Origin of the sequence: Agromyces atrinae, from assembly GCF_013407835.1 — a bacterium.
Lineage (GTDB): Bacteria > Actinomycetota > Actinomycetes > Actinomycetales > Microbacteriaceae > Agromyces > Agromyces atrinae.
The window spans coordinates 879,604-893,025 of the sequence record NZ_JACCBI010000001.1 but is presented as its reverse complement, the minus strand read 5'-3'; the positions used below and the strand labels follow the sequence as shown (position 1 = coordinate 893,025).

The window sequence follows — 13,422 nt, the reverse complement described above, 5'->3', positions numbered from 1 at the left end:
CTCTGAGAACGGATCAGACAATGACGACTACAACGACCACGACCATCATCGAAGACAGGAAGAAGTTCTCGCTCGCGAAGCTTCTGCTCGAGGGCCGCGCGTTCCTCGCGCTCATCCTCATCATCGTGGTGTTCTCGCTCCTCTCGCCCAACTTCCTCACGGTCGGGAACGTGCTCATCATGGCCTCGCACGTGGCCATCTACGCGCTCCTCGGCCTCGGCATGCTACTGGTCATCCTGAACGGCGGTATCGACCTCTCGGTCGGCTCGACGCTCGGATTCTCCGCGGTCATCGCCGGCTTCCTCCTGCAGGGAGTGCCCATCAACTTCCTGGGCATCACGCTCTTCCCGAGCCTGCCCGTCGTGGTGCTGCTCTCGTGCGCGGTCGGCGCCGCCGTCGGCTTGGTGAACGGAATCCTCGTCTCCAAGTTCAACGTCGCACCGTTCGTCGCGACGCTCGGCATGCTCTACGTCGTGCGCGGTCTCGCCCTGCTCATGACCAACGGCCTCACGATCAACGACCTCGCGGGCGACCCCGAACTCGGCAACACGGGCTTCGACTGGCTCGGCTTCAACCGTCTGTTCGGTGTTCCCATCGGCGTCATCATCATGGGAATCGTCGCGCTCGCGCTCGGATTCACCCTCGGTCGCACGAAGTTCGGCCGCTGGCTCTACGCATCGGGCGGCAACGAACGCGCCGCCGAGCTCTCGGGCGTGCCCGTGAAGAGCGTCAAGATCTGGGTCTACGTGATCTCGGGCATCTGCGCCGCGATCGCCGGACTCATCCTCGCCTCGACGCTGACGAGCGCGAGCCCCACCGCGGGCAACACGTACGAGCTGACCGCCATCGCGGCCGTCGTCATCGGCGGCGCGGCCCTCACCGGTGGCCGCGGCAACGTGCGCGGCACCCTCCTCGGAGCGTTCGTCATCGGCTTCCTCTCCGACGGTCTCGTCATCGTCGGCGTCTCGGCCTACTGGCAGATGGTCTTCATGGGTGCGGTGATCGTCGTCGCCGTCCTCCTCAACACCCTGCAGTACGGCCGCCGTCGACGCCCCGCGTCGAGCAAGTCGTCACCTCCTCCCGCGGCATCGCCCGATGCGGTCGCTGCGGGCACCCCAACGTCGGCACAGGATGCGTCTGCGAAGGCTGATCGCAAGCTCTGACCGTCGAATCGGCATCGAAGATCGCTGCCGATCCATCAAGAAAGGACCATTCACATGGTGCGCAACAAAGCACTCGGAGCCCTCGCAGTAGCGGGTGCCCTCGTCGTCAGCCTCGCAGCCTGCTCAGACGCCGGCTCGGGAGGGTCCGCGACCGAGGCCGGTGGAAGCGGCGAGGCCGGAGGCCTCATCACGATCATCGTCAACGACCCCGCGAACCCCTACTGGAAGACCGAAGGCGACGTCGCCTCGGCTGCAGCGGAGGAACTCGGCTACGAAGCCACGGTCGGCGCTCACAAGGGCGACACGAACACCGAGAACACCCTCATCGACACCGCGATCGCGAACAAGTCGGTCGCGATCATCCTCGACCCGGCGAACGCCGACGGTTCGGTCGCCGCCGTGAAGAAGGCCGATGCTGCCGGCATCCCCGTCTTCCTCGTCAACGCGGAGATCAACGAGACCGGTATCGCGAAGGCGCAGCTCGTCTCGAACAACGCCCAGGGTGCCGCTCTCGGCGCCCAGGAGTGGGTGAAGCAGATGGGTGAGGCGGGCACGTACGTCGAGCTCTTCGGCGCTCCGTCGGACAACAACGCGCAGACCCGCTCGAACGGCTACCTGACCGTCATCGGCCAGTACCCCGACCTCGTGCAGGTCGGCAGCGAGGTCGCCGACTGGGACCGCACCAAGGGTCACGACAAGATGCAGGCTCTCCTCCAGGCGAACCCTGACATCACCGGTGTCATCGCCGGCAACGACGAGATGGCGCTCGGCGCGATCGCCGCTCTCAAGGAGTCGTCGAAGCTCGAGGGCATCGTCGTCGGTGGCTTCGATGGCGCTCCGGATGCCGTCGCCGCAGTCATCTCGGGAGAGATGGCGTACACCGTGCTCCAGCCCGTCGCCGTCTTCTCGAAGGAAGCCGTCGCGCTCGCGGACGAGTTCATCCGCACCGGCACCGCCCCGGAGACCGAGAAGCAGTCCTTCGACTGCATCCTCATCACCCCGGAGAACGCCGACAAGATGACGGAACCGTTCACCTACTCCGGCTGATCCCGGTTCACAGCCGGCCGCGCGCTCCCGTGCGGCCAGCGGGGGCGGATGCCGCGCATCCGCCCCCGCACCTCCCGACTGACGAAAGACGTGATGAGTTACGTACTGAATGACCCTGCGGCGTTCGCAGACGAGTCGACCGACGGCTTCGTGGCCGCGCACCGCTCGCTCGTGCGTCGTGTGCCGGGCGGCGTCGCCCGGACCACCGCGGTGCCCGAGGGGCATGTCGCCGTCGTCATCGGCGGCGGCTCCGGCCACTATCCGGCGTTCGGCGGCCTCGTGGGCGCCGGCCTCGCCGACGCCGCTGTGCTCGGCAATGTCTTCGCTTCGCCGAGCGCGCAGCAGATCTACACCGTCGCCAAGGCGGTTGCCACCGAAGCGGGCGTTCTGCTCAGCTACGGCAACTACGCCGGCGACGTCTTGAACTTCGATCAGGCCGAGCAGCGCCTGATCGCCGAGGGCATCCCGACCCGCACGGTGCGTGTCACGGACGACATCTACAGCGCCTCGTCGGACGAACGTCAGAAGCGTCGCGGCATCGCCGGCGACCTCGCGGTCTTCCGCGCCGCCGCGTGGGCCGCCGAGCAGGGCCTCGACCTCGACGCCGTCGCGGCGGTCGCCGCCCGGGCCAACGAACGCACCCGATCGATGGGCGTCGCCTTCTCGGGCTGCACGCTTCCCGGCGCGACCGAACCGCTCTTCACCGTTCCCGAGGGCCAGATGGCCGTCGGAATGGGTATCCACGGCGAGCCCGGCATCGGGGTGCAGCCGCTTCCGACCGCGAAGCAGCTCGGCGAGCTCTTCGTCGAAGCGCTCCTCGCCGAACTGCCCGACGGCGTCACGTCCGTCGACGGTGCGCGTCTCGCCGTCATCCTCAACGGTCTCGGATCGGTGAAGGCCGAAGAGCTCTTCGTCATCTACGCGACGGTCTCGACCGAGCTCGAGCGCGCGGGTGCGACGATCGTCGACCCCGAGGTGGGGGAGTACGCGACGAGCTTCGAGATGGCGGGCGTCTCGCTCACCCTGCTCTGGCTCGACGACGAGCTCGAGAGCGCGTGGACTGCACCCGCCTACGCACCGGCGTACCGGAAGGGCGCGGTCGCCACGGGCGACACCGAGCTCTTGACGGATGACGACGCGGCGGCCGAGACCGAGACGATCGCTGCCGCGGCGACGCCCGAAGCCGCCGAGGCGGGTCGCACCGCGCGCGACGTCATCGTCGCGATCCGCGACATGATCGACCGTGAGGCCGACGAACTCGGCCGTCTCGATTCCATCGCCGGTGACGGCGACCACGGCATCGGAATGAAGCGCGGTACCGTCGCTGCGGCCCGCGCAGCCGAAGCCGCAGCCGACGCCGGCGCCGGAGCGGGCACCGTCCTCGCGCTCGCGGGCGACGCGTGGGCCGACAAGGCCGGCGGAACCTCGGGTGCTCTGTGGGGACTCGCTCTCCGTGCCGCGGGCGACGTCATCGGCGACACCGAGGCGCCGAGCGCGCACACCGTCGCGGAGGCCGTCGAGGCCGCTCGCGCCGGCATCCAGAACTTCGGCAAGGCGGTCGTCGGCGACAAGACCCTCGTCGACTCGCTCGTTCCCTTCTCCGACGGCCTGACCGCGCGCGCGAACGAGGGCGCGGCCCTCGCGGTCGCCTGGGCCGGTGCGGCGGATGACGCGACGCGCGCCGCCGCGGCCACGGCCGATCTGCTCCCACGGATGGGCCGCGCCCGACCGCACATGGAGAAGAGCCTCGGCACGCCCGACCCCGGCGCGATCTCGCTGGCCCTCGCCATGCACGCCGCCGCATCCGTCTTGAACCACACGACCGCTCAGAAGGAGGAATCATGACTCGGGAATGGCGAGTGGTCATCGGAAGCGATGACGCAGGATTCGATTACAAAGAGGTGCTGAAGGCCGACCTCGAGAAGGACCCGCGCGTGTCGGAGGTCATCGACGTCGGCGTCGATCACGACTCGCACAGGGCCTACCCGAGCATCGCGATCGCTGCCGCCGAGAAGGTGCGGGACGGCGTCGCCGACCGTGCGCTCCTCGTCTGCGGCACCGGTCTCGGCGTGGCGATCGCCGCGAACAAGGTTCCCGGCATCCGCGCAGTCACGGCGCACGACAGCTTCAGCGTCGAGCGTTCGGTGCTGAGCAACAACGCCCAGGTGCTCACGTTCGGCCAGCGCGTCGTCGGCATCGAACTCGCGCGGCGTCTGGCTCGCGAATGGCTCGGTTACGAGTTCGACGAGTCATCCGCGTCGGCCGAGAAGGTCGCCGTACTCTCGCAGTACGAGCAGACCGGGACCTGTGAGTGACTCGCCGGGCTCCGGCGCAGCGTCGCCGAGCAGAACGATCACCCTCGGCGTCAGCCTCAAGATGTACCTCGGCGTCGACCAGGCCGCCGAGTGGGCCGACGCGGTCGCCCTGATCGCGTCGACGCACGACGCGGTCCGGAGCGGCGCCGTGCGGCTCTTCGTGCTGCCGTCGCTTCCGGCTACGGTCGCCGTGAGCGCGAAGCTCAGCGACTCCGCGGTCGCCTGGGGCGCGCAGGATCTGCACTGGGATGACCGGGGGGCCGTGACCGGAGGAACGAGCGGAGCCGACCTCGTCGAGCTCGGCTGCACTCTCGTCGAGGTCGGTCATGCCGAACGCCGGAAGATCTTCGGAGAGGACGCGGGCGTCACGAGGCGGAAGTTCGCGGCGGCGACGCGGAACGGGCTCACTCCCGTCCTCTGCGTCGGCGAGCGCGAACCGATGCCCGCCGCGGACGCCGCCGCCGAGTGCATCGCGCAGCTCGAGTCCGCCTTCGCCGGTGACCGGGGGAGCACCGAGGTCATCGTCGCGTACGAGCCCGAATGGGCGATCGGCCAGCCCCAACCCGCTCCGCCCGAGCACGTGCGCGCCGTGGCCGACATCGTGCGCGAGCACCTCGCTTCGACCCGAGGTACGGCGGGGGAGACGACCCTCATCTACGGCGGAAGCGCCGGGATCGGCACCCTGTCGTCGCTCGGCGACAGTGTCGACGGGTTGTTCCTCGGCCGCTTCGCTCACAATCCCGCTGATTTCGCTCGCATCATTGACGACGCTGCCGCGCTAACTTGATTCGCGGAGGTATCACCGCAATGGACCTGAGCACCGACGACACTGCCGAGAGCCCGTCGCGTCAGCGACGTCAAGCACTGCGCCAGCGCGCGATCACCGAGGCCGTCATGGCCGAAGGGTCGATCCGCATCGAACAACTGGCCGAACGCTTCGACATCAGTGTCATGACGGTGCACCGCGACCTCGACGATCTCGAGGGGCGGGGTCTGCTCCGCAAGAGCCGCGGCATGGCGACGGCGCTCTCGAACGCCCTCGTCGAGTCGAGCGACGTCTATCGCTCGGGGCGCGAGAGCCTCGAGAAGGATGCCATCGCGCACGCCGCGCTCGAGTTCGTCGAGCCCGGTCAGGCGATCTTCCTCGACGACTCGACGACGGTCATGCATCTCGTGCCGCACCTCCGCACGAAGCGACCCCTCAACGTCATCACGAACACGCTCACGATCATGGATCAGCTGCGCGTCACGAACGGCATCACACTCCTCGCCCTCGGCGGCGAGTACCACAACTGGTGCAGCGCCTTCATGGGCCACATGACGACGACGGCCGTCAAGGCGCTCCGCGCCGACCTCTTCATCATGTCGACGGCGGCCATCACCGACGACGTCGCGTTCCATCAGACGCTCGCGACCGTCGACGTCAAGCGGGCGATGTTCGAGTCGGCGCGCACGCGCATCCTCCTCGCCGACCACACGAAGTTCGAGAAGCGGGCGCTGCACGCCCTGCTGCCGTTGACGGAGTTCGACGCCGTCATCGTCGATGACGGAACCGATCCCGCGCACGTGTCGCGCCTACGTGACAAGGGCGTGACGGTCATCGTCGCCCGCCGGGGTGCGTCGCGCTGAGCCTCGGCGTCAGTCCGCGGTCGTCGCGCTGAGCGCCGCCGCGACCTCCGCGGAGAGCAGCGGCACGGTCACCTCGTCGAACCACGGGTTCTTCGAGCGCCAGCCGCGCGCGAGCGGTGACGGGTGCACGATCGGGAAGTACGGCAGGTGCGACGGGGCGTTCCGCACGTTCTCGGTCAGTGTTCCCGGTCCGAGGTAGTGGCGCTGCGCGTAGGCGCCGATGAGGATCGTCAGGCGCACCTCGGTGAGCTGTTCGAGGATCGGCGGATGCCAGCGATCGGCGAATCCTCTCCGCGGAGGCAGGTCGCCGCTCGCAGCCTTTCCCGGGAAGTAGGCGTCCATCGGAACGATCGCGACGTTCGCCGGATCGTAGAACTCGGCATCCGTGAGTCCGAGCCACGAGCGCAGCAGCCGCCCGCTCGGATCGTTCCACGGCACTCCTGTCTCTTGCGCGAGCCGGCCGGGCGCCTGGCTGATGATGAGCACGCGCGCTCGGGCGTCAGCGATGTAGAGGGGGGCGTAACCCAGGTCGCGAGCCCACGCGTTCGAGGGGTCGGCCATCATCTCCGCGCGGATGTCATCGAGCACCGTCATCCTCAGCCCTGGTCCTCCAGGAAAGACCGCAGCTCGGCACTCAACTCTCGCGGCTTCTCGGTGTTGAGTTCGTGGCGGCCGCCCTCGATGATGCGGAGCCGCGCGCCGGGGATACCCGCGGCGAGGCTGCGGGCGGCCGGCAGGTTCGCGACGTCCTTCGACCCGCAGAGCACGAGTGTCGGCACCGCGATGTCCGCGAGGTCGTCGCGGAAGTCGATCTGCGCGACCTCGGCGAGGACGCCGCGCACGCGCTCGCGGCTCGATCCGTCGGGGGCGACGATCCGCTCGGGGAGAACGCGCATGAGCAGGGACTGCAGCGCCATGAGCGCGCGGGGCGGGTGCACCTGACCGCCCGAGAGCACGAGCGACGCGACCCGGTCGGGTCGCTCGACGGCGATCTGCAACGCGAGCATCGCGCCGAGGGACAGGCCGCAGAGGTGAGCCCGTTCGACACCGCCCTCGTCGAGGGACCGGATGACGGCCGCCGTCGCCGCGGCCATGCTGAAGGGCGGGTCGGATTCGGCGAGCCCGACGGTACGCGGCGCGAACGCCGAGTACCCGTCGGGGAGGTCGTCGATCTGCGCGGCCCACGAATCGGGGCCGACACCCAGCCCGTGCAGGAACACCACCGTCTGCGGATCGTTCATCCCGTCAGGATACGGCGGCTGCGCCCGTCGCATCGTGAACGCCGAAGTTGTCGCGGAGCACGGCGTCGGGGTCGACCCGCTGCTTGATCGCTCGCAGCTTCGCGAGTGTCGCCGGCGGGAACGCCTGCTCGACGATGTGCTCGCCCGTGCGCGACTCGAAACTCAGATAGAGCCCGTCGAAGTGCTCGGCGAGAGACTCCCACAGCGCATCGAATCGCGCCGAACGACCGATCAAGGTGATCGAGAAGTTCGCCGAGCGGTGCGCGTAGGCCGTGGCGTCCTCCGCGACATCGCTGACAGCACCGCCGACGGGCCGGATCTGGAACCAGGGTGCCGATCCCGACGTCGCGAGTGCTGCAGCGGCGCGCGCGGTGTCGGCATCGAGATGGCGGACGAGACCCGATCGGAACGAGGGCTCGCCCTGGCCGTCGTGCGCGACGTCGGATGCATTGGCCATGACCGAGGCGTACGGCAGAAGCTGCACCTGCTGGCCGACGAGTGGGGCGAGGTCGGCGAACGGTTGGAGTCTCGCGATGATCGTGTCGGGATCGGACGAGTCGACGACGCCGTAGAGCTGAGCGCTCGCGGGTTCGGCTGGCCGCCCGGCGCTCAGGATGAGGAAGAGTGTCGTGTCGCGCGGCGACTCTTCGGTGAGTCGACCGAAGTCCTCGAGGAAGGTCGCCGCGTCGTCGACGCGGAACGCCAACTGCGCCCAGCCGACATCGCCGACGACATCCGCTTCGAACTCGAACGAGACCACGATGCCGACGTTCGCGCCGGCGCCACGCACCGCCCAGAACAGGTCGGCGTTTTCCTCCGCCGTCGCGTGCGCGAGGGTGCCGTCGGCGAGCAGCACGTCGGCTGCGACGAGGTGGTCGATCGTGAGGCCGTGCTCGCGGGCGAGGAATCCGACTCCGCCGGCCGTTGCGAGGCCTCCGACGCCGACCCCGCCGTAGTCGCCGCTCGAGAGGGCGAGTCCGTGCGGCTGGAGGGCCGCGGCGACGTCGGTCCAGCGTGCGCCGGGGCCGATGCGCACGCGACGCGCCTCAGGATCGACGACCTCGATGTCGTTCAGGTGCTTCAGATCGATGACGATTCCGCCGTCGTTGGTGCTGCGTCCGCTGATGCCGTGGCCACCGCTGCGGATGCCGAGGGGGAGCGCCGGATGCTTCCGGGCGAACGCGAGGGCGTCCCGCACCGCATCGATCGTGCGCGGTCGGAGGACGAGTCCCGGCGTTCCGCCCCGCATGTACGTCGACTTCGCGGTCGCGTACCCCGAGTCGCCGGGCTCGACGGCGTCGGCGCGCAGCGACTCGGGCAGATCGTCGTACGCGATGCCGTCGCGGCGCAGTGCGATGGCTCGAGCGGGTCGCACGGCATCGACCGCGGTGATGCCGCGTCGCGCGCGTTCGGCGGCGACGGCCTTCCGCATCGGCGCCATGATCTCGCCGGCGAAACGCTCGAGTGACGACGGGTCGTCGCCCATGACGATGAAGGTCGACACGCCCTCGTCGAGTGCGAGGGCCGTCAGCTCGTCGAGGCTCTCGGACCCGGTGACGTTGAGGAGCCGGCGGATCTCGGCGGGATCGCGTCCGACGTCGGCCGCCGCGTCGTCGATGCGCTGGTTGCCCGCGCGCAGGTCGCCGGGCTTCATGTACGGGCGGCTCGGCAGCCAGCCGTCGCCCTTCTCTCCCGTGAGCTTCAGCATGCGCGGCTTGTAGGCGCCGATCCAGATCGGGATGTCGTGGGCGGGCGCCGGTCCGCGCTTCGCGCCGTTCACCGTGTAGTACTCGTCGCTCCGCAACACCGTCCGGTCGCCGACGGCCCAGATTCCGCGGATGATGTCGATCGCCTCGCTCAGCGCATCGACCGCCTGGCCGGGGGAGAGGCGTCGCCCGCCCATGGCCTCGATCGCGTCCCAGAAGCCGCCCGCGCCGAGCCCGAGGTCGAGGCGCCCGCCGCTCAAGAGGTCGAGCGAGGCGGCGGCTCGCGCCGTGACGGGCGCCGGGCGGAGGGGCAGGTTGAGGACGTTCGGGGCGAGGTGGATGCGCTCCGTTGCGGCTGCCGCGTACGAGAGCAGGGTCCAGGTGTCGAGGAATGACGGTTGGTACGGGTGGTCCTGGTAGGTCACGAGGTCGAATCCGAGCGACTCCGAGAGTCGAGCGAGCTGCACCGCGGCCTGAGGCTGCGCGGCGGTCGGTGTCACGAAGGTGCCGAAGCGGAGGGAGTGACCGTAATCCATGAGAGCCCTATCTGTGTGGTGCGGTAGATCGTCTGTGGAACAACCTATCTGCCTCGCAACATATTCCGTTACGATTCTCGTATGGATGACCGTCACGACCTCGGGCGCTCGCTCGGCGCTCTCTTTCGCGCCTGGCAGCTCGCCGTCAACGACGCCGTCGCGGGGCTCCCGCACGGCCCGCGCGGCTACCAGATCCTCACCACTCTCGCCACGGAGCCCGACGAGCCCACGCAGGCCGGACTCGCGACGCTCCTCGGCATCGACCGCACCGTGCTGACGTACGTCATCGACGATCTCGCCGCCGCCGACCTCGTCGAACGCCGCCCGGATGCACGCGACCGACGCGTGCGACGTATCGCGCTCACCCCGGCCGGCGACGCGAGACGCGCCGAGCTGGCCTCGAGCGTCGCCCTCGCCGAGGCCCGGCTGTTTCCGACCCTCGATGCCGAGGAGGCCCGCGTGATGCGCGACCTCCTCGCGCGGGCGGCGACCGGCGTGCACGGTCACGACCGTGACGCGTGCGCCGTCGTCGCCGAGATCATGGAGGACGCGGCGCCCGTCGCTACTCCTCGCTGATCGATCCGCCTGTCATTCTCGGGTCGAACGTCGGGTCCCAGTACATGGTCGGGCACCCTTCGGTCACCGCGTCCGGCCGCAGTTCGAAGTGCCACGGCTCGTTGTCGTAGATGCGGCAGAGCCCGTACGCGTCGCCGTGCTCGTCGAGCCAGGCCGCGGCGGCGAACATGCCGATGTCGATCGCGTCACCCGACACGTGCGCTGACGTCTCGGGCGTCGCGACCCAGCGCGCGGCCTCCTCCTCTGAGCCGTACTCGTCGACGGCCTCACGCAGCAAGCGCTCCTGGTACGCGGCCGAGCGCCATCCGCCGTTGACGAAGAACGTGAGGTCCTCGGCCGCCGCGTCCTCGGCGGCACGGCGGACCGCCGCGAGCAGCTCGGGGTCGAGGTTGCCGACGGCGGGGATGTCGTCGTCGACGACCGTGGTGCCGTCGGGCACCTCCCCGTCGGCGTGCTCCGGAGCAGCCGGGAGACCGGAGCCGAGCAGCGATGACGGCGACGGAAGCGACGACGTCGACGGCGCGAGGAGCAGGTAGCCGATCGTCGCCGCGCTGCCGGCGAGCACGAGGGCGGTGAGGAAGAGGGCGAGGCGACGGGTTCTGGTGCGAGTCATCATGCGTCCAGCACAACGGAGCGCGTGTTGCCCTGCCGTATGCGTTCGGCGATACACCGACGATAGGTCGCACTTCGTACCATCGGAGTATGCGCGTACTGGTGGTCGAGGACGAGCCGTACCTGGCGGAGGCGATTCGCGACGGTCTCCGGCTCGAAGCGATCGCGGCGGATGTCGCGGGCGACGGTCACGCGGCCCTCGAACTGCTCTCGATCAACACCTACGACGTCGCTGTGCTCGACCGCGACATCCCCGGCCCGTCCGGCGACGATGTCGCCGCCCACATCGTCGCGACGGGCAGCGGGATGCCGATCCTCATGCTCACCGCGGCCGATCGCCTCGACGACAAGCAGTCCGGATTCGAGGTGGGAGCCGACGACTACCTCACGAAGCCGTTCGAGCTTCGGGAACTCGTGCTGCGACTGCGTGCCCTCGATCGTCGCCGCGCCCGTCATCGACCGCCGGTGCTCGAGGTCGGCGGTCTCCGCATCGACCCGTTCCGGCGTGAGGTCTTCCGCGACGGTCGATACGTCGCCCTCACGCGCAAGCAGTTCGCGGTGCTCGAGCTGCTCGTCGACGCCGGCGGGGGAGTGATCAGCGCCGAAGAACTGCTCGAACGCGCGTGGGACGAGAACGCCGACCCGTTCACGAACGCGGTGCGCATCACCGTGTCGGGGCTGCGTAAGCGTCTCGGCGAGCCCGACCTCATCGAGACCGTCCCCGGCGTCGGGTATCGCGTCGTCTCCGGCGGAGGCGGCCATGAGTAGGCCGCCGGGGCTCAGCGTTCGCCTGAAGCTCACCCTCAGTTACGCCGGCTTCCTCGTCGTCGCGGGCGCACTGCTGCTCGCGATCGTCTGGGCGTTCCTGCTGCGCTACGTGCCCGACGGCGATCTCACCGGTACGGGTTCGGGCGGGTTCGTGCCCAACCGGTCGGACCTCCTGCGTGCCTTCGCGCCCGCGGCCGCGGCCGTGCTCGTCTTCCTCCTCGCTCTCGGCGTGCTCGGCGGCTGGTTCCTCGCCGGTCGCATGCTCGCGCCGCTCACCCGCATCACCGATGCCGCTCGCCTCGCCGCGCGGGGTTCGCTCGCGCATCGCATCGACCTGCAGGGGCGACAGGACGAGTTCCGTGAACTCGCCGACGCCTTCGACACGATGCTCGGTCGCATCGAGGCGAGCATCGCCGAGCAGAAGCGGTTCGCCGCCAACGCCTCGCACGAGCTCCGCACCCCTCTCGCCGCCACGAAGACCGTCATCGAGGTCGCGCAGGGCGACCCCGAGCGTGACGTCGACGCCGTGCTCGATCGTCTCGCCGTCGTGAACCGACGGGCGATCGATCTGAGCGAGGCGCTCCTCACTCTCAGCCGCGCCGATCACGGCGCCGTCGAGCAGGAGCTCGTCGACCTCTCACTGCTCGCCGACGATGCCGTCGAGATCCTCGTGACGCTCGCCGACTCGCGGGGAGTGGAGATCGACGTCTCCGGCCCTGTCGCGAGTGTTCGCGGGTCGCTCCCACTTCTTCGGCAACTCGTGACAAACCTCGTCCACAATGCGATCGTGCACAATCGGCCCGAAGCGGGCTCGATCTCGATCGTCACACGCATCGATCCGGCGACCGCGACGCTCGTCGTCGAGAACACGGGCGCCGAGCTGCCGGAGGACGTCGTCGTCACCCTCATCGAGCCGTTCCAACGGGGCGCCGCTCGTGTTCGCGGGCACGACGAGGGACTCGGCCTCGGTCTCGCGATCGCCCAGAGCATCGTGCGCGCACACGCGGGTTCGCTCTCGGTCGACGGTCGGGCCGGCGGCGGGCTCCGGGTCACGGTGTCGCTCCCGGCCGCGCGCTGATCAGGCGCGGATCGTCACTCCGAGGTGCGCGCCGAGCACGTCGCTCGGCGCGACGCCGAACACGCGGCGTGCACTCGTCGAGAAGTGCGACGCATCGGCGAACCCCGCGGTCGCGGCGGCATCCGTCAGCGAACTGCCCTCCGCTATCGCCGCCGCCGCGGCATGAAGTCGCAACCACACCCGGTATCGCCGGATCGGCATGCCGACGTGCGTGCGGAAGAGCGCCGAGAGCCGGCTGGGGGACACGTGCACGAGCGCGGCGAGGTCGGCCGCGCCGTCGCTGCGATCGAGGTGCGCGCGCATGTGCGCGACGACCGCGGCGACTCGAGGATCGTGACCGTCGGCGACGACCGGACCCAGAGGGAGCAGCTCGCGTTCGATCTCGTCGTGGATCGTGTCATCCTCACCCCACTCGAACCGAGCCCAGTCGAGCGGAAGCGCGGGGTCGAGCGTGATCTCGTCGGTGCGGAGCACGTAATGAGACTCGAAACGCCGATGCATCGTCGACGTCGGTTCGGCGAAGAACACCGCGACGTCGCCATCCGAGTCGAACTCGTGCGGAACGTCCGGGGGAACGTACATCGACGTGACGTCGTGCCGCACGCCGTCATCGGAGCGGACGCGCAGAGGAGGGGAGATCGCGGCGACGATCGCGGCGGCCGAGTGCCGGTGCAGACCCGCCCGCCCGACGGGCCCGCGGTAGAACGTGCTGCGCGAGCCGATCGAGAGGATTCGCCTCATCGTCACCCCG

The 13,422-nt window shown here is 69.5% G+C and carries 14 protein-coding genes; 9 read left to right on the top strand and 5 right to left on the bottom strand.

Annotated features, from left to right (window positions below):
• The first annotated feature begins 20 nt into the window (after positions 1 to 20).
• From BJ972_RS04340 to BJ972_RS04315, 6 genes are all read left to right on the top strand, one after another.
• Positions 21 to 1,163 carry an ABC transporter permease gene (locus BJ972_RS04340; protein ID WP_129174562.1) on the top strand — a complete coding sequence of 381 codons (1,143 nt, stop codon included), beginning with the start codon at positions 21 to 23 and terminating at the stop codon, positions 1,161 to 1,163.
• 54 nt (positions 1,164 to 1,217) lie between these two features.
• On the top strand, positions 1,218 to 2,210 hold the full coding sequence (locus tag BJ972_RS04335; protein ID WP_129174560.1) for a D-ribose ABC transporter substrate-binding protein: 993 nt from the start codon (positions 1,218 to 1,220) through the stop codon (positions 2,208 to 2,210).
• A gap of 93 nt (positions 2,211 to 2,303) precedes the next feature.
• On the top strand, positions 2,304 to 4,055 hold the full coding sequence (locus tag BJ972_RS04330) for a dihydroxyacetone kinase family protein (RefSeq protein WP_129174558.1): 1,752 nt from the start codon (positions 2,304 to 2,306) through the stop codon (positions 4,053 to 4,055).
• A complete protein-coding gene (locus tag BJ972_RS04325) occupies positions 4,052 to 4,525 on the top strand; it encodes a ribose-5-phosphate isomerase (RefSeq protein WP_129174556.1) in 474 nt (157 codons plus the stop codon). Before BJ972_RS04330 ends, BJ972_RS04325 begins: the two co-directional genes overlap by 4 nt.
• On the top strand, positions 4,518 to 5,312 hold the full coding sequence (locus BJ972_RS04320) for a triose-phosphate isomerase family protein (RefSeq protein WP_241830796.1): 795 nt from the start codon (positions 4,518 to 4,520) through the stop codon (positions 5,310 to 5,312). Before BJ972_RS04325 ends, BJ972_RS04320 begins: the two co-directional genes overlap by 8 nt.
• Before the next feature lie 20 nt (positions 5,313 to 5,332).
• Positions 5,333 to 6,154, top strand: coding sequence for a DeoR/GlpR family DNA-binding transcription regulator (locus BJ972_RS04315; protein ID WP_129174554.1), 822 nt, complete (start codon positions 5,333 to 5,335; stop codon positions 6,152 to 6,154).
• A 9-nt stretch (positions 6,155 to 6,163) separates the two neighbouring features.
• Here the strand turns inward: BJ972_RS04315 and BJ972_RS04310 are convergent, their stop codons facing one another.
• The 3 genes from BJ972_RS04310 to BJ972_RS04300 are packed head-to-tail and all read right to left on the bottom strand — an operon-like array spanning position 6,164 to position 9,637.
• Positions 6,164 to 6,748 carry a uracil-DNA glycosylase family protein gene (locus tag BJ972_RS04310; protein WP_129174552.1) on the bottom strand — a complete coding sequence of 195 codons (585 nt, stop codon included), beginning with the start codon at positions 6,746 to 6,748 and terminating at the stop codon, positions 6,164 to 6,166.
• Between the two features lie 2 nt (positions 6,749 to 6,750).
• On the bottom strand, positions 6,751 to 7,395 hold the full coding sequence (locus tag BJ972_RS04305; RefSeq protein ID WP_129174550.1) for an alpha/beta fold hydrolase: 645 nt from the start codon (positions 7,393 to 7,395) through the stop codon (positions 6,751 to 6,753).
• Positions 7,396 to 7,399: 4 nt separating this feature from the next.
• Complete coding sequence (locus tag BJ972_RS04300) at positions 7,400 to 9,637, bottom strand: LLM class flavin-dependent oxidoreductase (RefSeq protein ID WP_129174548.1); 2,238 nt, start codon at positions 9,635 to 9,637, stop codon at positions 7,400 to 7,402.
• A gap of 81 nt (positions 9,638 to 9,718) precedes the next feature.
• Here BJ972_RS04300 and BJ972_RS04295 point away from each other — a divergent pair, with 81 nt between their 5' ends.
• Positions 9,719 to 10,213, top strand: coding sequence for a MarR family winged helix-turn-helix transcriptional regulator (locus BJ972_RS04295; protein WP_129174546.1), 495 nt, complete (start codon positions 9,719 to 9,721; stop codon positions 10,211 to 10,213).
• Here the strand turns inward: BJ972_RS04295 and BJ972_RS04290 are convergent.
• A complete protein-coding gene (locus tag BJ972_RS04290; protein WP_129174544.1) occupies positions 10,200 to 10,826 on the bottom strand; it encodes a M15 family metallopeptidase in 627 nt (208 codons plus the stop codon). The two genes, BJ972_RS04295 and BJ972_RS04290, sit on opposite strands and share 14 nt — an antisense overlap.
• An 89-nt stretch (positions 10,827 to 10,915) precedes the next feature.
• Here BJ972_RS04290 and BJ972_RS04285 point away from each other — a divergent pair, with 89 nt between their 5' ends.
• Both BJ972_RS04285 and BJ972_RS04280 read left to right on the top strand, forming a co-directional pair.
• Entirely contained in the window at positions 10,916 to 11,593 is a 678-nt protein-coding gene (locus tag BJ972_RS04285; protein WP_129174542.1) for a response regulator transcription factor, read from the top strand.
• Positions 11,586 to 12,671: a sensor histidine kinase gene (locus tag BJ972_RS04280; RefSeq protein ID WP_129174540.1), complete on the top strand. Its 1,086-nt coding sequence runs from the start codon at positions 11,586 to 11,588 to the stop codon at positions 12,669 to 12,671. Before BJ972_RS04285 ends, BJ972_RS04280 begins: the two co-directional genes overlap by 8 nt.
• On the opposite strand, the gene BJ972_RS04275 is transcribed toward BJ972_RS04280, so the two are convergent.
• Positions 12,672 to 13,412 carry a helix-turn-helix domain-containing protein gene (locus BJ972_RS04275; protein ID WP_164989918.1) on the bottom strand — a complete coding sequence of 247 codons (741 nt, stop codon included), beginning with the start codon at positions 13,410 to 13,412 and terminating at the stop codon, positions 12,672 to 12,674.
• Between the last annotated feature and the right edge of the window lie 10 nt (positions 13,413 to 13,422).

What these genes read in the sequence shown, in the direction of transcription:
- BJ972_RS04340 (WP_129174562.1), top strand. Translation starts at nt 21, where the DNA reads ATGACGACTACAACGACCACGACCATCATCGAAGACAGGAAGAAGTTC.
- BJ972_RS04335 (WP_129174560.1), top strand. Translation starts at nt 1,218, where the DNA reads ATGGTGCGCAACAAAGCACTCGGAGCCCTCGCAGTAGCGGGTGCCCTC.
- BJ972_RS04330 (WP_129174558.1), top strand. Translation starts at nt 2,304, where the DNA reads ATGAGTTACGTACTGAATGACCCTGCGGCGTTCGCAGACGAGTCGACC.
- BJ972_RS04325 (WP_129174556.1), top strand. Translation starts at nt 4,052, where the DNA reads ATGACTCGGGAATGGCGAGTGGTCATCGGAAGCGATGACGCAGGATTC.
- BJ972_RS04315 (WP_129174554.1), top strand. Translation starts at nt 5,333, where the DNA reads ATGGACCTGAGCACCGACGACACTGCCGAGAGCCCGTCGCGTCAGCGA.
- BJ972_RS04310 (WP_129174552.1), bottom strand. Translation starts at nt 6,748, where the DNA reads ATGACGGTGCTCGATGACATCCGCGCGGAGATGATGGCCGACCCCTCG.
- BJ972_RS04305 (WP_129174550.1), bottom strand. Translation starts at nt 7,395, where the DNA reads ATGAACGATCCGCAGACGGTGGTGTTCCTGCACGGGCTGGGTGTCGGC.
- BJ972_RS04300 (WP_129174548.1), bottom strand. Translation starts at nt 9,637, where the DNA reads ATGGATTACGGTCACTCCCTCCGCTTCGGCACCTTCGTGACACCGACC.
- BJ972_RS04295 (WP_129174546.1), top strand. Translation starts at nt 9,719, where the DNA reads ATGGATGACCGTCACGACCTCGGGCGCTCGCTCGGCGCTCTCTTTCGC.
- BJ972_RS04290 (WP_129174544.1), bottom strand. Translation starts at nt 10,826, where the DNA reads ATGACTCGCACCAGAACCCGTCGCCTCGCCCTCTTCCTCACCGCCCTC.
- BJ972_RS04285 (WP_129174542.1), top strand. Translation starts at nt 10,916, where the DNA reads ATGCGCGTACTGGTGGTCGAGGACGAGCCGTACCTGGCGGAGGCGATT.
- BJ972_RS04280 (WP_129174540.1), top strand. Translation starts at nt 11,586, where the DNA reads ATGAGTAGGCCGCCGGGGCTCAGCGTTCGCCTGAAGCTCACCCTCAGT.
- BJ972_RS04275 (WP_164989918.1), bottom strand. Translation starts at nt 13,412, where the DNA reads ATGAGGCGAATCCTCTCGATCGGCTCGCGCAGCACGTTCTACCGCGGG.